The sequence below is a fragment of the Streptomyces sp. NPDC048461 genome, from assembly GCF_055587105.1.
On the sequence record NZ_JBVJGW010000025.1, the window covers coordinates 95367 to 118815 of the forward strand.

Annotated in this window: 16 protein-coding genes; 4 read left to right on the top strand and 12 right to left on the bottom strand. The window is 75.3% G+C overall.

Annotated elements, in window-relative coordinates; all coding sequences use genetic code 11:
* Positions 1-145 precede the first annotated feature (145 nt).
* Positions 146-1501, bottom strand: a complete 1356-nt coding sequence (locus tag ACZ6S8_RS31940; RefSeq protein WP_469460921.1) for a M20/M25/M40 family metallo-hydrolase — start codon at positions 1499-1501, stop codon at positions 146-148.
* A 185-nt stretch (positions 1502-1686) separates the two neighbouring features.
* Here ACZ6S8_RS31940 and ACZ6S8_RS31945 point away from each other — a divergent pair, with 185 nt between their 5' ends.
* Complete coding sequence (locus ACZ6S8_RS31945) at positions 1687-1860, top strand: thiazolylpeptide-type bacteriocin (protein WP_007268044.1); 174 nt, start codon at positions 1687-1689, stop codon at positions 1858-1860.
* A 92-nt stretch (positions 1861-1952) separates the two neighbouring features.
* Here ACZ6S8_RS31945 and ACZ6S8_RS31950 read toward each other — a convergent pair whose 3' ends face one another.
* The 10 genes from ACZ6S8_RS31950 to ACZ6S8_RS31995 all read right to left on the bottom strand — a co-directional run bounded on the left by ACZ6S8_RS31950 (position 1953) and on the right by ACZ6S8_RS31995 (position 18787).
* Positions 1953-3959: a TOMM precursor leader peptide-binding protein gene (locus ACZ6S8_RS31950; protein WP_469460922.1), complete on the bottom strand. Its 2007-nt coding sequence runs from the start codon at positions 3957-3959 to the stop codon at positions 1953-1955.
* Complete coding sequence (locus tag ACZ6S8_RS31955) at positions 3956-4711, bottom strand: ABC transporter permease (protein WP_469460923.1); 756 nt, start codon at positions 4709-4711, stop codon at positions 3956-3958. The genes ACZ6S8_RS31950 and ACZ6S8_RS31955 overlap by 4 nt, the downstream gene beginning before the upstream one ends.
* Complete coding sequence (locus tag ACZ6S8_RS31960; protein WP_469460924.1) at positions 4708-5676, bottom strand: ABC transporter ATP-binding protein; 969 nt, start codon at positions 5674-5676, stop codon at positions 4708-4710. Before ACZ6S8_RS31960 ends, ACZ6S8_RS31955 begins: the two co-directional genes overlap by 4 nt.
* A 94-nt stretch (positions 5677-5770) precedes the next feature.
* The gene (locus ACZ6S8_RS31965) at positions 5771-6907 is read right to left on the bottom strand and encodes a peptidase M50 (RefSeq protein ID WP_469460925.1); all 1137 of its coding nucleotides are present in this window, start codon (positions 6905-6907) and stop codon (positions 5771-5773) included.
* Positions 6904-7980: a lantibiotic dehydratase C-terminal domain-containing protein gene (locus tag ACZ6S8_RS31970; RefSeq protein ID WP_469460926.1), complete on the bottom strand. Its 1077-nt coding sequence runs from the start codon at positions 7978-7980 to the stop codon at positions 6904-6906. Before ACZ6S8_RS31970 ends, ACZ6S8_RS31965 begins: the two co-directional genes overlap by 4 nt.
* Positions 7968-10787, bottom strand: a complete 2820-nt coding sequence (locus tag ACZ6S8_RS31975; RefSeq protein WP_469460927.1) for a lantibiotic dehydratase — start codon at positions 10785-10787, stop codon at positions 7968-7970. The genes ACZ6S8_RS31970 and ACZ6S8_RS31975 overlap by 13 nt, the downstream gene beginning before the upstream one ends.
* A 14-nt stretch (positions 10788-10801) precedes the next feature.
* Positions 10802-12439, bottom strand: coding sequence for a SagB family peptide dehydrogenase (locus ACZ6S8_RS31980; protein ID WP_469460928.1), 1638 nt, complete (start codon positions 12437-12439; stop codon positions 10802-10804).
* 46 nt (positions 12440-12485) lie between these two features.
* The gene (locus ACZ6S8_RS31985; RefSeq protein WP_469460929.1) at positions 12486-14579 is read right to left on the bottom strand and encodes a TOMM precursor leader peptide-binding protein; all 2094 of its coding nucleotides are present in this window, start codon (positions 14577-14579) and stop codon (positions 12486-12488) included.
* Positions 14569-16848: a TOMM precursor leader peptide-binding protein gene (locus ACZ6S8_RS31990; protein WP_469460930.1), complete on the bottom strand. Its 2280-nt coding sequence runs from the start codon at positions 16846-16848 to the stop codon at positions 14569-14571. The genes ACZ6S8_RS31985 and ACZ6S8_RS31990 overlap by 11 nt, the downstream gene beginning before the upstream one ends.
* A 160-nt stretch (positions 16849-17008) precedes the next feature.
* Positions 17009-18787 (bottom strand): AfsR/SARP family transcriptional regulator, encoded by a 1779-nt coding sequence (locus tag ACZ6S8_RS31995; protein ID WP_469460931.1) that lies wholly within the window; start codon positions 18785-18787, stop codon positions 17009-17011.
* A gap of 666 nt (positions 18788-19453) precedes the next feature.
* On the opposite strand from ACZ6S8_RS31995, the gene ACZ6S8_RS32000 reads away from it, so the two are divergent.
* Positions 19454-20794: a phytase gene (locus ACZ6S8_RS32000; protein ID WP_469460932.1), complete on the top strand. Its 1341-nt coding sequence runs from the start codon at positions 19454-19456 to the stop codon at positions 20792-20794.
* Between the two features lie 124 nt (positions 20795-20918).
* Complete coding sequence (locus ACZ6S8_RS32005; RefSeq protein WP_469460933.1) at positions 20919-21194, top strand: hypothetical protein; 276 nt, start codon at positions 20919-20921, stop codon at positions 21192-21194.
* Positions 21195-21224: 30 nt separating this feature from the next.
* Here ACZ6S8_RS32005 and ACZ6S8_RS32010 read toward each other — a convergent pair whose 3' ends face one another.
* Positions 21225-22046, bottom strand: coding sequence for an alpha/beta fold hydrolase (locus ACZ6S8_RS32010; RefSeq protein WP_469460934.1), 822 nt, complete (start codon positions 22044-22046; stop codon positions 21225-21227).
* A gap of 636 nt (positions 22047-22682) precedes the next feature.
* On the opposite strand from ACZ6S8_RS32010, the gene ACZ6S8_RS32015 reads away from it, so the two are divergent.
* Positions 22683-22886, top strand: coding sequence for a cold-shock protein (locus ACZ6S8_RS32015; RefSeq protein ID WP_014047008.1), 204 nt, complete (start codon positions 22683-22685; stop codon positions 22884-22886).
* The last annotated feature ends 563 nt before the right edge of the window (positions 22887-23449 follow it).

Consider the following 23449-nt stretch of genomic DNA (forward strand, 5'->3'; position numbering starts at 1 on the left):
ACGGCCTGATGTCATCAGATCACCGGGATGTGCACCCACGCGTGCTCCGGGGCACAATGAGGCGCCAAAGCGGCGGTGAACGACCGGATTCGTGTCTGCGGCGGTGCTGGGCGACGGACTCCCCGCCGCAGGCCGCCCGGGCGGTCTACGCCTGCCCGTCCCGCACCGGGGCGCCGAGCCGGGCCAGCGCGGCCGCCGTCAGTGCCCGGACGCCGGCCGGCAGCGCCGTCCGGGCGTCGGGGGCGAAGTCCGGTGCGTGGTTCGACGGGAGGGGCGTCCCCCGGGTTCGGGCCCGGGACCAGGCCGCCGGTCCGACCGTCCCCAGCATCCAGTACCCGAGCCGGACCCCGGAGGCGCCGTGGAGCTGCCTCCCCGCCTCCCCGAACAGCCCGAAGTCCTCCGTCGCCAGGGACGGCGGCCACGCCGCCACCCGCTCGGCACCGAACTCCGCGCGGTGGGCCGCGCGCACGGCCTCCGTCACGGCCGGGTCCGGCAGGACGGCCGGGGACGAGGACACCCGTACGACGTCGGGATCGCGCGGACACGCCGACGCCGCGCACTCGGCGCGCACGATCCGCTCCACCGCGCGCGCCGCCCGTTCCAGGGAGGCCGTGCTCACCGCCCGGACGGTGAGGGCCAGTTCGGCCCGGTCCGGGATCACGTTGGCCCGCTCGCCCGCGTGGAACGCGCCGACCGTCACCGCCACCTGGTCGGCCGGAGCGGTCTCCCGCGCCACCACCGTCTGGAGCCGCGCCACCACGTGTGCCGCCGTCAGGACCGGGTCCACCGCCAGCTGCGGCGCGCCCGCGTGACCGCCCCGGCCGTGCACCACGACGCGGTACGTCGCGCTCGCCGAGGTCATCGCGGACGTTCCCGTCGGCCCCGGCCCCGGCCCCGGCTGCGACCCCGGCCCCGCTCCTGCGCTGTGGGCGGGGGCGGGGGCGGGGGAGGGGGCGTGGCCGGGGCCGTGGGCCACCATTCCGGCCGGCAGCGGAGCCGCGTGCTGCGCCAGGACGTCGTCCGGCCGGCCGCACCGCTCGTACAGCCCGTCCGCGAGCATCGCCCGGGCGCCCTCCAGCGTCTCCTCCGCCGGCTGGCCGACCACGACGAGCGTGCCCCGCCAGGTGTCCCGCGCCCCCGCCAGCAGGGTGGCGGTGCCGGCCGCCGCGGCCAGGTGCAGGTCGTGCCCGCAGGCGTGCGCCGCCCCGCCCCGCGCCGCGTACGGCAGGCCCGTCGTCTCGCGCAACGGCAGCGCGTCCAGCTCCGCCCGCAGCATCACCGTCGGCCCGTCCCCGTTGCGCAGGACCCCGGCCACCCCGTGGCCGCCGATCCCGCGGACGGTCGCGTACCCGGCCCCCTCCAGCCACCCGGCGAACACCCCGGCGGTGCGCACCTCCGCACCCGACAGCTCCGGATTCCCGTGCAGGTCCAGGTAGAGGATCGTCAGGTCGCGCAGGTGGGAGTCCAGCCGGGCGAGCGCGGAGGCGGGTGCGGTCGTCATGCGGCCATGATCGGGGGGCCCGGCGACCGCGCCGCCGGCGGGGCGCTGACACCTCCTGTCAGCGGAGTGACAGCGGCCCGCGGGGTGAAGTGACGGCGGCGCCGGTTCTGATGGAGGAGGCCGCGGGACGCCGGATCCCCGGGCGCTCCCGCTGCCGCACCCGTTCCGCAACCGAAGGAGTCACCATGGAGAAGTCCCCGCTCGCCTCGCTCGCCGACGAGATCCTGGAGCTGGAGTCCGAGACGTTCGAGATCTCCGACTACTCGGACGCCAGCGAGGTCGTGCTCGCGGGCTCCACGAGCTGCAGCTCCACCTCGACCTGTTCGTCGACGACCAGCACCACCTCCTGCAGCGCCTGACCCCGGACCCCGCAGACGCCGGATGCCCCGGACCCCGCCCGACGTTCCGGGCGCGGGCGACCGGGGCATCCGCCGTGCCGCGGCGAAAGCGGTCACGGGAACGGGTGCGGCACCATCCGGACCTCGTCCGGCGCCAGGTCCGTGTCCCGCAGCCCCGCCCGGCGGGCCGCCGTCCGCAGCCGGGGCATGAACGGCGCCCGCTGCCGCGACCAGCCGAAGTCGATCGGCAGCAGGCCCGGCACCACCGCGCACACCGTGCGCAGCCCGATCCGCAGCTGCTCCGGCGTCGTCTGGTCGACGACGATCACGTCGTGGCCCGCTCCCGTCAACGCGTCCACGCAGGACAGCAGGTCGTCCCGCAGGTCCCCGCCGGGCGGCCACCGACCCGTCCCGCCGGCCGGCCACGGCCCGTAGACCTCCGCCAGCGGGCGCACGGCCACCGGTTCCAGATAGGGCCGTACGTGCTCGGCCATCTCCGGCAGCCCGTACAGCTGGGCGTGGTCCTTCAAGTGCAGCACCTTTCCGAAGTCCCGCACCATCGCCTCCAGTTCCGTACGCCGCTCGGCGACCTGGCGCGGCAGGTGCGGTATGTACGTGAGCACCTCCGACAGGGCCGCCTCGACCGCCGCGGCCGGATCCAGCGCCGCACCCGCCCCGAACGAGAACAGCCCGGGCCCGCCGTCGCGGCGCACCGCGAGGGCCGTCACGACCGGGACCGGGAAGTCGACCCGGTTGTCGAAGACGTGGACGTCGTAGCCCTGGAGGGCCGCGCGGTCCGCCATCATGCGGGCCGCCGGCCCCGGCACCGAGGACAACTCGATCTCCGTCAGCGGGAGTCCGCCGTACCAGCCGAGCAGGAACGCGTCCCGCTCGATCAGTTCGAGCAGCGCCCCGAGCAGCGCCTCCTCCGGACAGCTGCCGATCGCGCAGCCGTTGGAGCACTCGAAGACGAAGTTGTCCGCGGCGAGCCCCGCGCTGTAGTGCACCAGCCGCGCCGGGACCAGCACCGGCCGGTCGTCGCGCAGCGAATGCCCGTACACCCACGGGATCGGCCGCTCCGGGTCGAACGGCGAGACCAGCGGGTCCTCGCGGTAGGTCCGCTCCGGGTACAGGCCGCAGGCCGCCGGGTCCAGGGCCCGGTCGCCCAGCTCCGCGTACGAGGCGGTCAGCAGCCGGCCGCCGGTGCGGCGGTGGGTGCCCGCGTACCGCTCCAGCCCCTCCAGGTGGGCTAGGTCGCGGCTGGCGGCGTAGCTGTTGGCCTGCCCGCTCCAGGTGACGTCGGTCAGCCCGGCGTACCCGCGCATGAACACGCTGCCGGCGACGGGGGCCGTCGTCGGCGAGGTGACGTCGATCCAGGTGCCGCCGCCGAGCGCGCCGGTCACCGGATTGGCGAGCGCCGCGTACGGCATGGGGTACGAGGAGGCCGCGCGCAGCCGCTGCGCCCGCGGGTCCGGCTTCGGCCGGGCCTGCGGGGCGAACGGCACCGGGGCGTCCGCCCCGCGCGGGCCGCAGGCGGGGCACAGCGGATCGGCGAGCAGCGGGTACGTGCGGACCCGTAGCGTCTCCAGGTCGAGCCGGGACACCTGGGGCAGGGCCCGGTCCGCCGCGGCTGCCGGGTCCGCGCCGCCCGGAGTACCGGCGCCGCCGCCGGCCCCCGGCGCCCGTACGGAACCGCCGAAGACCGCGTCGTGCAGCGCGTGCACCGCGTCCAGCGCGTACCGGGACAGCCCCGGCCACGGCGGCCCGGCGGCCGTGACCGGCCCGGTGCCCGTCTCCAGGGCGTCCCGTTCGCTCCGGCTGCGCAGCCGCTGCCAGCGCATCGCCAGGCACTGCCCGCAGGCGGGCGCGTCGCCGTCGCCGCCCCACGGACCGACCAGGACCGCCCGCGCGGTGAGGTGGACGGTCGCGGACGGCCGGACCGCGCCGAACGGGTCGGCCGCACGGCGCCCGAGCGCGTCGTGCACGCCCACGGTGACCACACCGGCCCGGAGCCCGGACAGCGCCCGTTCCAGCTGCCGCCGCGCGGCCTCCAGCGGGGTGCCGTCCGGGGCCCCGCCGGAGCCGGCGGGGCGCTTCGTCGTGGAGGGGGCCGCGGTCATGCGCGGTTGCTCCAGCGGAAGGTCTTCAGCCCGATCGCGCCGAACACCACCGCGTATCCGAGCAGCGCCGCGCAGCCGATCCAGATCGTGCCCGGCGACCCGGAGCCGGTGAGCGCGCCGGACGCCGCGTCGTTGAGGTACCGCAGCGGCAGCACCCGGGACACCGACCGGAGCCAGGACGGCATCATGTCCAGCGGCAGGAACGAGCCGGACAGGAACGCCATCGGCACCATCATGCAGTTGGCGATCGCCGCGACCGCCTCGGGCGTGTCGGCGTAGGTGCCGACGATCACGCCGATCGCCAGGAACGCCGTGATGCCGAGGACCAGGGCGGGCAGCACCAGCGGCCAGCGGCCGTCCAGTTCCAGCCCGAACCCGGGCAGCATGGCCACCCCCACGAACACCGCCGCCTGCACCACGCCGACGACCAGGGCCAGGACGTACCGGGAGGCCAGCACGGTGGTCAGCGGGGTCGGGGTGAGCCGGATCAGCCGCAGCAGGTCGTCGCGACGCCACTGCATCAGCGTGAACGCGATGCCGAACACCGCCGCGTTGGCGACGCCCCACGACATCACGCCGGGCGCGATGTACGAGATGTAGGGCCGGCCGGTCTCCTCGACCGCCTGCCCGTGGAAGATCAGGCCGAAGACGACCAGGAACAGCAGGGGGAAGGCGAAGGTGAAGAACAGGGTGGCCTTGTCCCGGACCTGCGCCCGGTAGCCGGCGGTGGTCAGGGCCGTGTACGCGCTCATGCCTGGTGCTCCGTGTGCGAGTCGTGGCCGGGGTGCGCCGCGGCGGTCAGTTCGAGGTAGACGTCTTCCAGCGTCGCGGTACGGGTCATCACGCCGTCGAGGCCGGTCAGCGCGTCGACGGCCTGGAGCACCTTGCCGGGGGCGGCGGTCTCCAGGACCAGCGAACCGCCCTGCTCGACGGCCCGGTCGACGCCGGGCAGCGCCGCGGCCTGCTCGACGCCGATCCGGCCGGCGGGCAGCAGCAGCCGGGAGGGCGCCCCCGCGGCCGTCACCAGCCGGTGCGGCGAGTCCAGGGCCGCGACGCGGCCCGCCACGAGGATGGCGACGCGGTCGCACAACGCCTCGGCCTCGTCCAGGTGGTGGGTGGTGTAGACGATCGTGCGGCCCTCGCTCCTGAGCGCGCGCAGCACCTCCCACAGGTCGCGCCGGGCCTGCGGGTCCAGGGCGGCGGTCGGCTCGTCCAGGAAGATCAGCTCGGGGGAGTGGACGAGGGCCGACGCGATCGCGAGCCGCTGCCGCTGCCCGCCGGACAGGTTCTCCACCTGGACGTCGCGCTGCCCGGTCAGCCCGACGGACTCCAGCGTCCGGTCCGCGGCGGCCGTGTCCGTCCGGTAGAGCCCGGCGACGGTGGCCAGGTGCTCGCGCGCCGTCTGCCGCACGAAGAACGCCGAGGACTGGGTCTGGACCCCCATCCGCGGCAGCAGCGCGGTGTTGCGCGGCCAGGGGCTCTGTCCGAGGACCGCGACCGAACCGGAGTCCGCCTGCCGCAGGCCCTCCATGATCTCTATGAGGGTGCTCTTGCCCGCGCCGTTGGGGCCGAGGAGGCCGAAGAACTCGCCGCGGTGGACGTCGAGCGAGACCCCGTCCACGGCCCGGCGGTCGCCGTAGCGCTTGCGTACGTCGCGGACCGCGATCGCGGCTTGGACCGCGGCCGCGCCGGGCGGCCTGGTGCTGTCGGTGTTCATCGGAGATGCGTTCCTCTGCTGTGGGGTCGGGGGACGGGATCGGTCGGGGGTCGGGGGTCGGGAATCGGGGGTCGGAGGGGGTGGTCGTCGTGGGTCAGGCGGTCACGGCGTACCAGACGGCCCCGGCGGCGGCCGCGGTCAGGAGCAGGACCAGGGCCGCGGAGCCGACGCCGTACGCCGCGTACAGCCGGCGCGCCCGCGGCGGGTACGCGGCCGCAGCGGTTCGGTCGCGCGTCCGCAGCCGCAGGTACGCCGAGGCGGCGGGCGCCAGCCGGGTGACGCGCAGCCCGTGGCCGAGCATCGTGTAGCCGTCGAGCGGCGGCAGCGGCAACAGGTTGACCAGGGCCTGCGCGCCGCCGAGCAGCAGCAGTCCGCCGAGCACCCGCCGGGTGGGGTCGCCGCCGGGCAGCGCCGCCCACCACCCGAAGAAGGGCAGCAGGAACAGCAGGTTGGCGAACGCCCCCGCGGCGGCGACGGCGAGCTGATGGCGACGGCGCCGCAGGTAGCGGTAGTTGTCGACCCGGCAGTACATGATCGCCACGGGCAGCCGCCAGCGCAGCCCGATCTCGCCGACGGTACCGCCGGTGTGCCGGGCGGCGACCCCGTGGGCGAACTCGTGCAGCGCGGTGCTCAGCCACATCAGGGTCGCCACCGCGAGCAGCGGCGCCGGCCTGGCCAGCAACCAGCCGAAGTCCCGCACGAGTTCGCCCAGGGACGCGGCGAGCACGCCGGTCATGGCCAGGCAGGCGACGAGCAGTACGAGCAGCGGCGCCGGGTGCAGCACCGGCCGCAGGAACCGGTGCAGCCGCGCCGTGGCCGCGTCGGCGTCCGCCACCAGCCGCAGGCTCCCGCGCACCAGGTTCCCGCTGCGCGGCGGGCCCGGCGGCGGCGCGGGCTCCGGCGGCGGACCGCCGGCCAGCAGCCGCCGGGACCCCAGGAGGCCGAGGAGCTGCTGCCAGTTCCGCTCGCCGAGCCGGCGCCCGAAGACCTGCCCGTACGCCTCGCCGATCTCGGCCAGGCTGCGCGCGCCGTCGAGGCGGGACAGCAGGAAGAACTCCTTCGTCCCGACCTCGAAGGAGGCCCCGGACACCGGGTCCTTGACCAGGTGGACGGTGGCCGGGCCGCTCAGCAGCGGCGCCGAGAGCAGGACGTCCGTCCGCAGCGCCGGCCGCTGCGCGAGCAGCGCCGCCCCGCTCCCGCCGCCGTCCCCGCCCGGGGCCGGGCCCGTCACGGCGCGTCCACCGGGTGCTGCGCGGGCGCGGCCTCCTGCTCGCGCAGCACCCGGCCCAGCAGGTGGGACAGGTAGGCCTCGTCGCGGATGGTCACGTGCAGCCGGTTGTTCGTCATGTGCATGTACGGCGAGAGGAGCAGGGGCAGCGCCTCGGCCGGATCCGTCACCCGCTCGTCCCGGGCGCCGTCCCAGGAGCGGAAGACCAGGTCCCCGGAGACCGCGAGGGCCTCGGCCCGGTCGCGCAGCTCCCGGCAGTGCCCGGCCCAGCCCGCCAGGAAGTCCGGCAGCCGCCCGGTGTCGCCGGAGGCCAGCGCCTCGCGGACCGCGGTGAAGCGCCGGGACAGCCCCGGAGCGGTCTGCCCGTACGTCCGGTCGTACTCCTGCGAGCCGATGAACCCGGTGCCGGGGAACGCCTGGTGCCAGAACGCGTAGTAGCGGTCGAAATAGCCGGCGAGTTCCTCCCGGCCGGGCAGGAACACGCCCGCCATGACCATCATCAGCTGCGCCGAGGTGCCCAGCAGGACCGTGCGGACGTGGAGGTTCATCCGGTGCAGGGCGTCCATCACCAGATCGCTGGAGTGCGCGAAATGCCATTCGGCGAGCTCCACGCCCGCCGGGCCGCCGTACTTCCCGAATTCCGGCTCGTACGGCTCGTGCGCGACGGAATTGTTGGGGCGCAGGTTCATCCGCCCGTCAGGGCCCATGAACGCGCCCCGGTTCCCCTCCGGGAACTCGATGTCGAACAGGGTGTTGTAGAACTCGTTGAGGAACCCGGAATCGACCTGGTAGAGCGCGGGCCGGGCCTTCAGGAAGGCGCCGACGGCCGCTTCGGCGCGCCGCCGCACCTCCGGCTCGGCCTCCGGCGTCGCGGGGCGCAGCCGCAGCCGGACGTGCGGACCCTCCAGCCAGTAGTTGATGAAGAAGTGCCCGGCGAGCAGGCCGTCCTCGGTCAGCTCGGCGATCAGCGGGCGCACGCAGTTCACCAGCAGCGGCTGCGGGTTGGCGGCGTAGAAGACGTGCAGGGCCTGCCAGGCGCCGCGCACTTCGCCGGGGTTGGGGTTCAGCTCGGACATCGGGTGCCGCCTTCCGGCTGTCGGATGGTCGTGGTGAAGGTCTCGACGGCCAGTTCGGCGACGTGCGCGCCGGCCGGCGTGCACGTGTGGAGCATTCCGGGGTCCGGGAGCATCTCGCGGAACACGACCAGGTGGGTCGGCTCGCGCAGCAGTGCCTGGAAGGCGGCGAGCGAGAGCAGGCTCGTGAAGTCGACGTAACTCGGCTTGGCCCCGGCCGCGGAGGCCCCGGCCGTGACGGTCGCGAACACCCGGTCCGGCAGGCCGTGCGCCCGCCGCCACCGCTGCCAGTCGAGGAAGTGGCCCGCCTCGCCGGCGCCCCGCACGGGCAGGACGCCCGCGGTGGTGGTCCAGCTGCGGCGGCTGAGCACCACGTCGTCGTGGACGACGCGCGGCCGCGCGGTCACCCCGGAGCGGGACGGGCCCTGCGGCACCCCCGCCCACACGTCGAGCGGCGACATCGACGACGGCGAGAACAGCAGCAGCGTCCGCGAGATCGCCGGCAGGGCCAGCGGTACGAGGTAGCCGAGGTAGACGGGGATCACCCGACGGCCGAGCCGGCGCGAACGCAGCTCCACCCGCCCGGTCTCCGGCACCTGTTGCGCGTACAGGTCGTCCAGCTCCAGCCGGCGGTCCTCCGGGAGGCTGCCGGTCTCACCGGGGCAGACGATCTCGTACGTGGTGAGCCGCCCGTGCAGGTTGAGGTTGGTGGTGACCGGACCGCCGGTGACCTCCGCGAAGACGGCGCCCTCCGGGGTCACCGCGGCGGCCGCCGCCCGCAGCTCCCGCGACAGGCGGGCCTCCCCGTCGTCGTACACGTGGGTGAAGCGGCTGAACGGGAAGGACAGGCCGCCGTAGCTCCGGTTCAGCACCGTCAGCGAGGCGCCGGAGTCCGGATCGCGGGCCCACTGGACGTGGTGGCAGCGGGGCGTGAACCCGGTTGTCAGGCCGTCGAGTTCACGGGCCACCAACTCCAGGTCGGAGTCTTCGAGGCGCAGTTCGGGCGCCCGCGTGGCCGCCTCCCCTCCGACGGCCGAGGGAGCGCGCACGTCACCGCGCGTGTCCCCGTGCACGTCCCCGTACGCCGCCCAGGCCGCCCGCATCCGGTCCACGAAGGCACACCGGGCCGAGTCGAGGGCGCGGATGCCCGGCAGGCCCAGCCAGTTCTCCTCCGGCACGTAGGCGCCGTGCTCGTCGAAGGGGGTGCGGCGCGCGCTGAACGACAGGTACTGGTCGAAGAAGTCCTCGTGGAAGTCGTGGACCAGGCCCAGCAGGTCCTCGCAGCGGCCGCCGGAGCCGTACCGGGCGGCGAAGAAGCCCTCGAAGGTGATCCGCTGGGCGAGGGTGAGGTCGAAGGCGGGCAGGATGCGTTCGACCGAGCGCAGCCCGTCCCACTTCGGCGGGGCGCAGCGCACGTCCCGGCCCGCGCTCACGTCCTCGTACAGCAGCGTCTTCGGCAGGGCCGCGTCCGGTGCGCCGAGCTCCTCCTGGGCCCGGCGCAGCCCCGCCCGCAGCCCGCGCAGCAGCTCCGAGCGCCCGGTGCGGTCCGCGTGCGGGTAGCGGGCCAGGGCGTCGGCGGGCGCGTCGAGGAGGGCGGCGAGCCGGTCCGCCCAGGGCCGCTCCAGCGCGGTGAGGGAGCGCTGGAAGGACCGCAGCGGGTCCCCGCTGTGCACCCCGGTGTCCAGCAGGGGCACGTGGACCATGCCGAGCTGGAGCAGGGCGGCCACGTACGCCTCGCAGTCCTCGGGACCGGCGCCGCGCTCGGCGGCCAGCCACGCGGCCAGCTCGTGGTGCCGCAGCTCGCCCCGCTCGGCGAACAGCGCCAGCAGGCGCTCCAGCGTCCCGCTGCGGCGCAGGAAGAACAGCCGGTCCTCGACCGCGTCGAAGGTGACCGCGGCCGAGTCGTCGCCCGCGGTCACCGAGCGGCGCACGTAGCGGATGCGGTCGTCGTCGCGTCCCCAGCCGGAGGCCGGACGCAGCGGCAGGTCGCGGCGCCGGACCGGGTCGGCCAGGATCAGTTCGGCGAGCCGGGCGAGGACGACGACGTTGAGCCGGACGTGCCCCGTCCAGGCGTCCGCGAGCGCCAGGGGCCCGGGCGGCCGGGCGGAGTCGAAACGGCCGGTGGCCACCGCGGTGAAGGTGCTGAACGGGCTGGTCTTGCACGCGGTGCGGTAGAGGTACGACAGGGCCGACCGCTCGGCCTTGCGGGCCCGCCCGCCCGGTACGCCCACGGTCCGCAGGTACCCGTCGAGCTGCCCCTCCAGCACGGGCGAGGCCAACAGCAGCCCCGCGCGCAGCCGTTCGTCGGCCAGCAGGCCCCGCAGCGCGGAGCGGTTGCCGGCCAGTTCCGCGGCGAGCAGCGGCCCGCCCTCGGCGACGAGCTCGCCCAGCCGCCGCCGGCGGCGCAGCCAGCCCTGCAGCAGCGCGCCGGCGTCCCCGGCGCCGGACCCGTCGGCCGCTTTCGGGCCGGCGCCGGAGGCGAGGGCCTCCAGGGCGTGGGCCGCGGCCGCGTCGAGCGCCGGGTCGGGACCGGTGGGCAGCCGGCTGTTGTGGATCCGCCGCCGCAGCCCCAGCAGGGCGCGGCGCTGCGCGGCGCCCGCGCCGTCGGGGGCCGGATCGGTGGCGCCGACCGCCCGGTGCAGGAGTTCGCCCAGGTGCTCCGCGCCCGCGCAGAGCTCCGCCTCGGCCGCCAGTACCTCCCGCGCCCAGCGGTGGGTCCGCGGGCAGCGCAGCCCGTCGACCGCGGACAGGGGCAGCCCGGCCACCCGCAGCATGAACCGGTCGCCCGCGCGCCATTCGGTGGTGTGCATCGTCGTGGCCCCCTTCAGGCGATCTCGTGGCGGAAGTCGGCGGGCCGCGGCCGCTCGTGACCGAGCAGCATGATGAGCAGCGGCGCCTCGCCGGAGCCGGTGAGGCCCAGCCGTTCGGCGTACGCGATGTTGTCGAAGCCGAGGGCCACGCCCGCGCCGAGGCCGAACGCGGCGGCGCTGGTGTAGAAGGTCTGCGCGACGGCGCCCACGGTCCCGTTCACCAGGCGGTAGCCGCGGTCTCCGACGGCGTCGAGGACGGCGGTGGTGCGCAGGGTGGGGACGACCACCGCCCCGGCCTGCTCCAGGTTGTAGTTGGACAGGAAGTACGTGCGCTGGAGGAAGTCGCCGGGCGGGCCGGGCACGACCGGGCGCAGCGTGCGGGCCGCCGGGTCGTAGGCGTACCCGCCGGGCGGGACGCCCTCGACGTGGTTGACGAAGACGTACAGGGCCGTCAGCGGCGGCCCGTCCGGGCGCTCGGCCTCCGTGCCGTACGCGGTGGCCGCGCAGTCGGCGAGGACGGCCGCCAGCTGCTCGGCGGCCACCGGGCGCGAGCCGTCGAACCGGCCGAAGCTGCTGCGCCGGGCGCGCAGCACCGCGGCCGGGGACAGCGGAGAGGGGGCGGGCGCGGGCGCGGGCAGCGGGCGGGGGTCGGTGCCGCGCGGGGCAACGGCGGCGGCCGCGTCCAGCGCGTCCGGCGCGGGACGGTCGGCGGCGCGGCCGAGGGTGGCCGTGTGGATCCGCAGCAGGGTCTCGAACTCCAGGACCCGGCGGGAGCGTTCGCTGTCCCGGTGCGCGGTGACCCGCGGATCGCGGCCCGCGTCGGCGCCCGCGACCCGGGACGGGACACCGGCGGCGCGGGCGCTGCCGGAGGGGGCGAGCGCTTCTCCCGGGCCGCGGCCGCCGGGCCGGTCCTCCCAGGTCAGCGGGACGACCGCGAAGACGCCCTCCTGCCGTGCCTCCACCCCGAGCAGGGCGGCCAGCCGCTCCTCGTCGAACCACAGGACCGGGTCGATCCGGAGCCCGTACGGCCGCGCCCACAGCCGCCAGGTCTGGACGAGCGCGCCCACGTCCATGCTCACGGCGTGGAAGGAGAAGCTGTTGTACTTGAACGCGTTCTGCCAGTACTTGACGCTGAGGACCAGGTACTGCGTGGCGGCGCCCGCCGGGCCCGCGCCCGGCCCCAGCGCCTCGCGGACCACGCCCGTCACGTCGCCAGCGAGGATGCGCCTCAGGCCGTGCGCGTGCGGCCCGTAGTGGTACAGCCCGGGGGTGAGCGGGCCGTCCGCGCCCGCCGCCCAGTAGATGCCGGCGGGGTAGAGACCGCCCCCGGACGCGGTGCCCCGCGACCAGTTCGCGTGCGTGTGGTGCGGCAGGGCCGCCAGGTCGGTGTTGGCCTGGACGGCGAGCCGCCGCCCGGTCAGTCCGTACGAGTACCGCAGCATGCCGGACAGCAGCGGCAGCGTGAACCCCGCCGGTCCGGTGGGCCGTCGCGCGGGCTCCGGCGCGGGGGAGGGGAGCGGCAGGGTCTCCGCGTCCGGGTAGAACTTCGCCTTGCGCGGCCGGTCGGCCCAGTCCGGCACGAAGTCGACGGGTTCCATGGGTATCCGGCCGCGGTGCATGATCTCGTCGGCGTAGTCATGGGCGTAGCCCACGGGTCCTCCTACGTTCGGTGGGCCGCCGGCAGCGGCGGCGTGCGGGTCAGGGGAAGGGGTGGGGGGCCGGGTTCAGGTCGGCGGGCTCCAGGTCGCGCGGGCGCAGCCCCGCCTCCCGCAGGGCCGTGCGCATCCGCGGCATGCCGAGCGCCCGTTGCCGGGACCAGCCGAAGTCGATCGGCAGGAGTCCGGGCACCAGCACGCTCACCGTGTGGAGCCCGAGGGACCGCTGCTCGGGCAGGGTCTGGTCGACCACCACCACGTCGAACCCCCCGGCGGCGACCGCCGCGACGCACCGCGCCAGGTCGGTCCGCACGTCGTGGGACGCGGCGGTGCCTGCGGCGGTGGGCCAGAGCAGCTCGGCGACGGCGCGCGGCGGGCCGGCCGCGGGCGCCCGGAGCAGGAAGTCGGCGTGCCGCCCCATCTCGGGGACGCCGTACACCAGGGGATGGTCGTGCAGGGCGGTGACCAGGTCGAAGTCGGCGGCCATCGCCCGCAGCCGGGCCTCGTCCCGTACGGTCCGGCCCGGCAGGTTGACGGCGTCGGTGGCGATCTCGCACAGCGCGGAGTGCAGCGCCGACTCCGGGTCGAGCCCGGCTCCCGCCCCGAAGCACATCCGGCCCGGGCCGCCGTCGAACCGTTCGGCGACGGCGGTGACGACGGGGACCGGGAACGTGATCCGGGTGTCGAAGAAGCGGGCCCGGTAGCCGTACAGGGCCAGCCGGTCCACCATGGCGCGGGTGCCGGGCCGGGAACTGGTCGCCGGGTCGATCTCGGGCAGCGGCTGACGCCCGTACCAGGCGAGCAGGAACGCGTCCCGCTCGACGACCTCCATCAGCCCGAAGTACACGGCCTCGGCGGCGCTGCCGCCGGACGCGCAGCCGTTGGAGCTCTCCTGCACGAACCGGTTCTCCAGGCCCGGCGCGTGGTAGTACGTCAGGATCTCGGGCACCAGGCGGGGCACGCTGTCGCGCAGCGACCAGCCCCACACCCAGGGGATCTCCCGGTCCGGATCGAAGGGCCGGACCCGGGGGTTGGCCTCGTGGAACGCGTCGGCGTACAGGCCGACCCGGCGCGGGTCGACCGCGTCGTCGCCGAACTGCCGCAGCGTTCCCCGCACGCTCGTGGTGCGCGAGCGCGCCCGCATCCCCGCGTACCGCTCCAGACCCTCCAGGACGCCGACCTGCGCGCTTTGGCGGAACGAGTCGGTGTGCCCGCCCCAGAAGGTCTCGCGCAGGTACTCCCCGGACCGCATCGAGAAGCAGCCGATGGTCGCCGAGGTGGAGGTCGAGGAGACGTCCTGTACGACGGAGGGGCCCAGGGCCCCGCACAGCGGGTTCGCGAACGCCGCCACGTCGATGCCGTACGACTCCACCGGCCGGGTACGGAACACCCCGGGCCGGTACTTGGGCGCGGGCGGCAGCTCCAGGACCGCTCCCGCCGCGGTGTCCTCCCGCGGGGCCGCGCACGCCGGGCACTCGGGGTCGGGGACCAGCGGATGACGGCGCACGGCACCGGTCCGCAGGTCCAGCAGCCGTACGTGGGGGAACGGGCCCGGTGCGGCGGCCGCGCCGGCAGGCCGCGCCGCCGCGACGAGCGCCGCCAGTGCGGCGACCGCCCCGGCCGCGAAGGGGTGGGCGTACGGCCACGCGCCCGCGGGGCGGGTCCCGCCGCCCAGCTCCAGGGCGTCGCGCAGCGAGACGGACCGGACGGCCTGCCAGCGCCGCTCCAGGCAGCGGGCACACCCGCCGGGCGGACCTACGGCGGCCTGGTGCCCGTACAGGTGAACGGCCACTCCGCCGGGACCGGCCGCACGGGCCGGGCCGCCGGTGCCGTCCGTGCCGTCCGTGCTGGCCGCGCCGGACGGCCCGTCGGCGGCGAAGGCGTCGCGCAGCCCCAGCGCGGACAGGGCCACCCGGGGTCCGCCCAGCCGGTGCAGGGCCCGTTCGAGTTCCGCCGCGAAGCGCGCCGCGTTGTCCGCCCCGAGCGCGGCCGCGACCTCCGCCCCGGCGGAGACCAGGCGCCGCCGGGGGACGGCCGGGGCGCCCGGCGCCGCGGTCCGGGCCGCGACGGTGCGGCCGCCCGCACGCGCCTGCGCGCCCGCCTGCGCCTCCACCGCTCCGCGGGCGTCAGAGCGCATCGGCCGGCTCCCGCTCCGCGCCGAGCAGCACCCGCGCGGTGTGGATCCCCGCCGAGGCCAGGTCCGGCGAGCCGGTGGGGACGGCGTACGCGTCACGGCCCGCCGCGCGCAGCCGCTCCAGCACCTGCGGCCAGGCGGCGGCCGGCGCTTCGGCGCCGGGCGTCGTCCCGGGGGCCGTCGCCAGGGCGCGGGCGTCGAGGTCGCGCAGCAGCGGCGCCCCGGTGTCGGCCGCGGCGCCGCCGACCGCGTCGTCGGCTTCGTACTGCGCCGCGCCCAGCAGGTCCCGCAGCGCCGCCACGGCGGCCGCGCGCCGGTCGAGGTCGCTGCCGATCGCCCAGCGGCGCCCCGCCCGCGCGAGGAGCACGGACACGCCCGAGCGCTCGCCCTCCCCGAGGTCCAGCAGCTCGACGGCGAGGCCCAGGCGCTCCGCGGAGCGCACGAGGAAGGTCAGTTCGGCGTCGGCGTCCCCGTCCGTCCCCGCCGGATCGGGCAGCGGCACGGGGGCGGCCGCAGCGCCGTGCACCGCGCGCAGCAGGGCGTCGTACGCGAGCGCCGAGAGCAGCCCGGCCGCGGCGGCGTCGGCCGGGGACGGTCCGGCGCCCGCACCGGCCCGGGTCCGCTCGAAGAGCCGGCCGGCGTTGTGCGGTCCGAACGGGCGCACGGCCCCGGCCGGGACCGGTACGGGCTCCCCGGTGAGCAGCGAGACGGCCTGCTCGTACGCGTCGCTCCCGCCCGGCAGCCCCGAGGCGGTGGTCAGCGCCGCGACGGGGACCGCGTCCTCCGCCTCGGCCGCGGTCAGACGGGGAGGGACGACGCGCTCGGCGTACTCGATCGCGGCGCTGTCCAGCGCCCGCATCCGGGCTCCCGCCACGTGGTGGACGTCGAACGCGGCGATCGCCCGCCGCTCCGCGTGCCCGAGGCCCAGTTCGACCACGCTCAGTTTGAGCGGGATCTGCGTCAGCGGCTCGTCGGCGTACCGGGTGAAGACCCCGGCGTACGGGCGGACCAGGGCGGAGCGCCGGTTCAGCTCCTCGACGAGCGCGTCGGCGTCGCGGGCGGTCTCCGGCGTCGGCAGGGCGGGCGCCCCGGACCGGCCGGCGGCCGTGAGGTCCACGGGACGTCCGGCGCTCCCCGCCGGCTCCTCGGCGGTGTGCCGGGCGCAGAACGGGCAGCGGGGGTGCGGCAGGAGCGGTTCGCCGGTGACGTCCAGCGAGGCCGTGTCCTGGACGAGCAGCCGGTCCGCCGTCTCGGGGGGCAGGGCGCCCGAGGTGACGCGGAAGACCTCGTACCCGAGCAGGTTGCCGATCATCGCCGACAGCGGGCGGCCCGTACCGGCGGTGTCGGCGCGGGCGCCGTGGCCGCCGTCCGGCAGGGCCAGCGCGCTCCAGAGGTCGGCGGCGACCCCCGGATCGCGACCGGCGGCCGATCCCAGGCGCAGGGCCGCGCAGGCCCAGCAGCCCGGCGCGGCGTGGGTCATCAGCGGCCCGACGACGGCGTCCGAGCCGTAGGTCCAGGCGGGCAGCAGGGTGCGTCCCCGGGGTACCCCGGCGCGCAGCAGCGGCAGCAGCCGGGCCGGCGCGGCCGGTCCGCCGGTCACCACGACCACGTCGTAGCCGTCCAACCCGTCCCAGTCGAGCGGTGGTTGCGCCGGGCCGCCCCCGGGAATCGTGTGCAGGTCGACGGGACAACCGTCGGCGGCGGCCTCGGCCGCGTCGGCTTCGGCCAGGGCGGTGTCCAGGCCCGGTGTCACGCCGACGGCCGCGCAGCCGTTGCGTATCAGGGCCGCGGCGCACCAGCGCGCCACCTCGTCCTCGCCGAGCACGGCGACCCGGGTGGTGCGGAACCGCAGGAAGCGGGCCTCGGCGTCGTCGGAGTAGTGGTCGACGTACGCGATCTGCGGGGCGAAGCGCCGGGCGACGTCGGCGGCCGGGCCGTCGGGCGCGGCCCGCCCCTCCCGGCCGTCCTGCCCGGGGCGTGCGGCGGGAGCCTCGACGGGCCGGGCGAAGTCGCGCTCGTACAGGGTCCGGACGAGCTCGCCGACCATCGCCTGCTGGGCCTCGCCGAGGCCCTGACACAGGTCGGCGACGGTGTGCTCGCCGGTCAGGTGGGGGACGATCAGCGTCGCGAACCTGTACGCGGACTTCGCCGTGAGGCGGAATCCGCCGTCGGCGTTGTGGAACAGGACGCCGTCCGGCGTCCGGGTGAAGAGCACGTCCCGGCGGATCCTGGGACGGGTCGCGGAAACGGCCTGATAGCCGGCGTGGGCCATGGGACACCCCTGGGTGCGGTCTGGGCGGACGGAGGAGGGGACTGCGGGAGAGAGCCGGACGGGAGGAACCGGGGGACTGCGGCGGAAACCGGGGCACTGCGGCGGAGGGGACGGCCCCCGGCCCCCGGCCGGCGACTGGGGTCCCCGGGGGCATGCGGGGTCAGTGGGAGGGCGCGACCGCGCCGGCCACGTCGTCGGACCGCACGTGCCAACGCGCGTAGACACGAAGGAAGTCGTGCAGCCGGTACGGGCGGCCGGGTGGGCCGTCCTCCAGCAGTCCGGCCTCCACCAGCTGTTCGAGTACGGACTCGCAGGCGGCGGCCGACAGGTCGGCGCCCTCGTCGAGCCCGCCGAGCCGGAGGAAGGCGGCGCGGGCGTCGGGCGCCAGGGTGTCCAGCGCCCGGCCGAACACCTCGGGCACCGACAGCCGGGCGTCCTCCGCGAGGGCCAGCCGGCCCGGCGGGTCCTCCGCGAGCCAGTTCGCGCAGTCGGCCACCGCCAGCCCGGGGCGGGTCAGCAGCCGGCCCGCCGCGATCCGCAACGCCAGCGGGAAGTACCCGCAGACGTCGGCGAGTCGCCCCGCCGCTGCTTCCTCCGCCGCGAGCCGTTCGGCGCCGACGAGCCCGCTGAGCAGGGCGTACGCCTCTGCCGCCCGCAGGGTGCCGAGACGGTGCACCGCACCGCCGTGCGTGGCGACCACCGCGGCCAGTCCGCGCCGGCTGGTGACGACGACCCGGGCGTCCCCCGCGGCGGGAAGCAGCGGCAGCACCTGCCAGGCGCCGGCCGCGTCGTCCAGGACGAGCAGCCGCCGGCCGGGGCCGGCCGCGGGCAACTGCTCCACCGCGTCCGCCACGGGCACGGGCGCGCCGTCGGGCGCGGTGAGGGGGAGCGCGAACACCCCGCCGGGGAAGGCCTCCTGTGCCTCGTGCGCGCACTGGCGGGCCAGCGCCGACTTTCCGATGCCGGGCGCGCCGGAGATGACCACCAGGCGCGGCCCGGAGGCCGCGGTGAGCTGCCGGGTGATCGCCGCACGGTCGGCGTCCCGCCCCGCGAAACCGGGTACGGCCGGCAGCCGGGGTGCGTCCTCGGCGCGGCCCGGCGCGAGCGCGCGCCGGTCGGCGGCGGGGACCGCGGTCACGGCGACGGCCGCGGTGCCAGCACGGGCTGCCGGAGCCACGGCCGGAACCGCCGGAACCGCCGCCGCGGGGGCGGGCCCGGCCGGGGAGGACCCCGGTCCCGCCCCGAGGACCGGGTCGCCCGCGGCCGGCTGCTGCGGGGGCCCGAGTTCTTCGGCGCGCAGGATCGAGAGCTCCAGCCGGCGCAGGCCGGGACCCGGGTCGATGCCCAGCTCGTCGCGGAGCCGGTCACGGACCGTGCGGTATTCGGAGAGCGCCTCGGTCTGCCGTCCGGTGCGGTAGAGCGCTTCGATGAACTGCTCGGTGAACCGCTCGCGCACCGGATGCCGGCGTGCGCTCTCGTACAGGTCGACCAGGACCTGATGGCAGTTCCCGGCGGCGAGTTCGAGGTCGCAGACCCGCTCCAGGACCCGCAGCCGCTCCTGTTCCAGCGCCGCCACGGCGTGCAGCTGGAGCATCCGCGAGGCGACGTTGGCCAGCGGTTGCCCGTTCCACAAGGACAGCGCCTCGCGCAGCCGGTACAGCTCCTCGCCCGGTTCGCGCGAGGAGGCCGCTTCGGAGACCAGGCTCCGGAACAGCAGGAGATCGAGCGTTCCGGTCGTGTTGTGCATCCGGTAACCACCCGGAACGGATTCGATGGTGGTCGCTGATATCCCGTACTCGGCGAACAGCCGGCGCAGTCTCAGCACGCAGGTCTGCAAGGCGGCACGGGCGGTTGCGGGCGGCTCCTCGTCCCATACGGCCCGCATCAGATAGGAAGTCGATACGACGGCGTCGGGGTGCAGCAGGAGCGCGGCCAGCAAACTGGTGGGCTTGGACGGTTTGAGAACTGCTGTTTCCGGGCCGTGCGCAATGCTTAACGGCCCCAAAAGACGGAACCGGACGGCGGATCCCCCGAGTCGCTGCATGTCTTTCCCCCAATGGGGAGGGTGGCGGGGGCATCGATCGGCCGGTCGTGCGGGCGTGGACGCGCCATGAATGCGCGCCCGGCCCGCAACCGCTCCCCGTCCCCCGTTGGGCGGTGAATGAAAGGAACCATACATAACGGATCTTGCGGAAGTCGAGCCGCGGGACGCAGATTGCGGTTCTGCCGCGCCTTTCTCACTTCTCCGTAACTCGGGCGTTCCGCATGGTGACTGCCGGTTCGTCAAAAATGTTCACGCGTAAACGAATTGAACCCCACTCGGGAGATCGATCTCCCGAATGGAGGGGCAAGTTGAATTCTGTCCTAAAGGCGACCGGAAGGAATGGCCGGGATTTCCCGTTGCCCTTCCGCCGTGCGAACGGGCGGTCGCGCCTCCGCGGGCGGCGGGGTGCGGTTCATCCCGCGGTCATGCTCGCGTCATGTCTGCGTCGTGGCGGCTACCCGCAGGTAGCCCAGGGTGGTTGCGATCCTTGGAGGTGCGGCCGCGTTCCCGTCCCGACGCGCGCGGCCGGCCCCTGAGCCCGTTCCACGAGCAGGAGGCAACATGAGCGTGACCCCGGGCAGGAAGACGGCGATCACCGCCGTGGCGGTGGCCGCGGCCCTCACCGCGATCGCCGGTCCCGCGTACGCCCGTACGGACCGCGGCGACGCACCGTCGACGCCCGAGGTGTCCGCCACCGTCGAGACGCCCTCCCTCTTCGACGACGAGGAGGGAGGCAACGCGAACGCGGACGACCCGGCGATCTGGCGCAACGCGCACGACCCCGACCGCAGCCTGGTGATCGCCACCGCCAAGGAGGGCGGCCTGCGCGTGTACGACCTCGACGGCCGCCAGGTGCAGTCCCTGCCCGCGCCGCCACCGCCGCGGGAGGGCGACAAGCCCGGGCGCTTCAACAACGTCGACCTGATCACCGGCCTCCGCTTCCCCGACGGCCGCCACGACGTGGCCGTCGTCTCCGACCGGGGCCGCGACCAGCTGCGCGTCTACCGCATCGACCCCGGACGGACCGCCGGCCCCCTGGTCGACGTGACGGACGGGGCGGCCGCCCCGCACGTGTTCTCCACCGGCCAGGACGAGGTCAACGAGCAGCGCACCGCCTACGGCCTCGCCGCCTACACCGACCGCCGTACGGGCCGGTCCTTCGCCGTCGCCAGCCGCCGGGGCGCCACCGCCCTCGCGCTCGCCGAGCTGACGCCGACCGCCCGCGGCACGGTCGGCTACCGCACGGTCCGCACCGTCACGCTGCCCTCCGCCTTCGCGCTGCCCGACGGCGCGCGGTGGTCACCCTGCGACGAGCCGGGGGAGCTCCCCCAGGTCGAGGGCATGGTCGTCGACCCCGACACCGGCGATCTGTACGCGGGCCAGGAGGACGTCGGCATCTGGAAGCTGGATGCCGACCTGCGCTCCCCGGCCCGGCTGATCGAGAAGGTCCGCTCCTACGGGGTCCCCGGCACCTGGAACCCGGACACCGAGGAGTGCGACGCGGGCGCCGACCCCGGCTTCGGCGGTCGGCACATCAGCGCCGACGTGGAGGGCCTCACCATCTGGCGCGACCCCCGCCACCCCGGGCACGGCGGCTACCTGCTCGCGTCCGGCCAGGGGGACGACACCTTCGCCGCCTTCGACCGTGACCGCGGCAACGCGTTCGTCCGCGGCTTCCGCGTCGCCGCGGGTGCGAAGCCCGGAGCGCCCGACGGCTCCGAGGAGAGCGACGGCGCCGCCGTCACCAGCGCACCGCTGGGGACGAAGTTCCCCCGGGGCCTGCTGGTCGTCCAGGACGGCGCCAACACCCCCGCGGCCTCCGGACCGGGCGGAGAGGTGCGCACCGACACCAACTTCAAGTTCGTCGACCTGGGCGCCCTCGCACGCGCCGCCCGCCTGTAGCGGCCCGCACGGCTTCCCCCGTCCGGTTCCCCCGTCCAGCCGGTCCCCGCGCCGCCCGCCCGGCGCGGGCGGCCCGGCGGACGGAGACTGGGAGGGGACGGGACGCGCCGGACGGGAGACGACCATGGCCAGGCACCACCAGTTCAGTGTCGACCGGGAGGGTCACTCGGTGACCGTCACCGTTCACGGTGACCACCCCCATGTGATCGAGCTGCTCGTCGACGGCAAGGAGCTCGACCGCCGCGCGGCGCGCACGGGCAGCTGGATCCTGGACGCCGAACTGGCGACCGACCCCCCGACGCCCCTGCGCGTCCGGGTCCACCTGCCCCACACGGCGAGCACCCCGCGCTGCACCCTGGAGATGGACGGCAGGGAAGAGGTCATGCCCCAGCGGTCGTGATCGGGGTCCGAGAACCGGGGCTCGCGGGGCTCAGGCCCGGATGAAGTCGAGCAGGTCGGCGTTGAAGGCCTGCTCGTAGTCACCCGTCAGGCCGTGCGGCGCGCCGGGGTAGACCTTGAGGACGGAGTCCTCGACCAGGGCGGCCGACTTCCGCGCGGCCGCACCGATCGGCACGATCTGGTCGTCGTCGCCGTGGGCGATGAGGGTCGGGACGTCGATGCGCCGCAGGTCCTCGGTGAAGTCGGTCGCGGAGAACTGGGCGACGCAGTCGTACGCGGCCTTGAGCCCGGCCTGCATGCCCATCAGCCAGAAGGCGTCGCGCGCGCCCTGCGACACGTTCGAGCCGGGGCGGTTCGCACCGTAGAAGGACTCGCTCAGCGTCCGGTAGAACTCCGAGCGGTCCAGGCGCACTCCCTCGCGGATGCCGTCGAACACCTCCAGGGGCAGGCCGTCCGGGTTGGCCTCCGTCCGCAGCATCAGCGGCGGCACCGCGCCGAGCAGCACGACCTTGGCGACGCGCCCGGTCCCGTGCCGGCCGATGTACCGGGCGACCTCGCCCCCGCCGGTCGAGTGGCCCACCAGCACCGCGTCGCGGAGGTCGAGGTGCTCGATCAGCTCGGCCAGGTCGTCGGCGTACGTGTCCATGTCGTTGCCCTGCCAGGGCTGCGCGGAGCGGCCGTGCCCGCGCCGGTCGTGGGCGACGGCGCGGAAGCCGTTCTCGGCGACCAGACGGAGCTGTCCGTCCCACGCGTCGGCGTCGAGCGGCCAGCCGTGGCTGAACACGACGGGCCGGCCCCGGCCCCAGTCCTTGTAGAAGAGGTCGGTGCCGTCGCTGGTGGTGAAGGTGGTCATGGGAACGTCCTCAGATCGTGTCGGGGCGTTTGCCGGACGGGCGGCGCGCGAGCGCCGGGGCACTGCCGGCGGCCTCCTGCCGGCCGCGTTCGATGGTCGGCTCGCTCCCCGGGCCGGGCAACTCGGCGCCCCCGCGGTCGCGGGCACTCCTACCGGTGCTTCCCGCGGCCGGCGCGGCCGGCTGGAGGGCCCGGCGCCGCAGACCCCCGTGGTGCGGTGCGGCCGTCCGGGTGAACGGACCGCCGGTCCGCGGGGCTCCCCGGGCTTCCGGCCCGGGGAGGGGGAGCGGGTTCGCCACCATGCGCGCGGCAGGAGCGGGGCGACCCTTCTGAACGCTGCGTTCCGCGCTTATCAATATCTGCTGCCGTGGAGGGAGATATGGGCACGACGCGCCGTGAGTATTTCTTCAGCACCGGGCCGAGCCGAATGATTTACCGTGCACGCACCATCCCGTCGTGCTACTGTCGATCTCAGTTGCAGTTGTGGTTCCCAAAAACTTCAAGTGCCCTCATCGGTCTTCTGTGCCGGTGGGAGCACTTCTGTATTTCCGGTCATTTTTCCGGGTGGGGCAATCATCGCGGCGACACGGAGACCACACGGTGTGGTTTCCGGGTACTGCCCCAAAGGAGAATTGACATGGCATCTGGCACCGTGAAGTGGTTCAACGCCGAAAAGGGTTTCGGCTTCATCGAGCAGGACGGCGGCGGCGCTGACGTCTTCGCCCACTACTCGAACATCGCCGCGCAGGGCTTCCGTGAGCTTCAGGAGGGCCAGAAGGTGAACTTCGACATCGCGCAGGGCCAGAAGGGCCCGACGGCCGAGAACATCGTTCCCGCCTGACGCTGACGCGTATACGCAGCTGGGGCCCGCACCTTGGGGTGCGGGCCCCAGCTCGTCGCGTTTCCGGGCGTAGTTTTTCCCCGGGCGGCACGGCCCGACCCGATCCGGTCGGGGTGCCCCGCCGCACGGTCCGCCCGACCCGGGCTCCGGATGTCGCATCCGTCAGAGCCGCCCGCAGTCGGCGCCCCGGATTTCACGTCCGCAGTGCGCCACTGATTTCAACGCCCGATCCTGTCCCCGGTCATTTCCGCCGGACGGATCCGCTTTCGCTTTCGTATTCATTCGGCTCGTTCTCGCGAATCTCCCTTCGGGATTCCTCGATACGTGCCGCATCGAGGAAGGTTCTGCATGAACCGCACCATTCGCACGAATGACCGTTCTTCCCGAGGCCGCAGTGGCGGTTCCACCGGTTCGTCCGGCGGTTCCTACGGCGGCTCGTACGGCTCCGGCTCCGGTTCCGGTTCCGGCGGTTCGGGTCGCGGGGGCCGTTTCGGGTCCTCCGCTCCGTCCCGGTCGGGTTCCTCCGGCCGTTCGGGCGGTTCCGGTTACGGCGGCCGCCGTTC

Coding starts and splice junctions, on each gene's coding strand:
- ACZ6S8_RS31940 (WP_469460921.1), bottom strand. CDS start 1,501: ATGACGACCGCACCCGCCTCCGCGCTCGCCCGGCTGGACTCCCACCTG.
- ACZ6S8_RS31975 (WP_469460927.1), bottom strand. CDS start 10,787: ATGCACACCACCGAATGGCGCGCGGGCGACCGGTTCATGCTGCGGGTG.
- ACZ6S8_RS31985 (WP_469460929.1), bottom strand. CDS start 14,579: ATGCGCTCTGACGCCCGCGGAGCGGTGGAGGCGCAGGCGGGCGCGCAG.
- ACZ6S8_RS32010 (WP_469460934.1), bottom strand. CDS start 22,046: ATGACCACCTTCACCACCAGCGACGGCACCGACCTCTTCTACAAGGAC.
- ACZ6S8_RS31960 (WP_469460924.1), bottom strand. CDS start 5,676: ATGAACACCGACAGCACCAGGCCGCCCGGCGCGGCCGCGGTCCAAGCC.
- ACZ6S8_RS31990 (WP_469460930.1), bottom strand. CDS start 16,848: ATGGCCCACGCCGGCTATCAGGCCGTTTCCGCGACCCGTCCCAGGATC.
- ACZ6S8_RS31955 (WP_469460923.1), bottom strand. CDS start 4,711: ATGAGCGCGTACACGGCCCTGACCACCGCCGGCTACCGGGCGCAGGTC.
- ACZ6S8_RS31945 (WP_007268044.1), top strand. CDS start 1,687: ATGGAGAAGTCCCCGCTCGCCTCGCTCGCCGACGAGATCCTGGAGCTG.
- ACZ6S8_RS31950 (WP_469460922.1), bottom strand. CDS start 3,959: ATGACCGCGGCCCCCTCCACGACGAAGCGCCCCGCCGGCTCCGGCGGG.
- ACZ6S8_RS32000 (WP_469460932.1), top strand. CDS start 19,454: ATGAGCGTGACCCCGGGCAGGAAGACGGCGATCACCGCCGTGGCGGTG.
- ACZ6S8_RS31970 (WP_469460926.1), bottom strand. CDS start 7,980: ATGTCCGAGCTGAACCCCAACCCCGGCGAAGTGCGCGGCGCCTGGCAG.
- ACZ6S8_RS32015 (WP_014047008.1), top strand. CDS start 22,683: ATGGCATCTGGCACCGTGAAGTGGTTCAACGCCGAAAAGGGTTTCGGC.
- ACZ6S8_RS32005 (WP_469460933.1), top strand. CDS start 20,919: ATGGCCAGGCACCACCAGTTCAGTGTCGACCGGGAGGGTCACTCGGTG.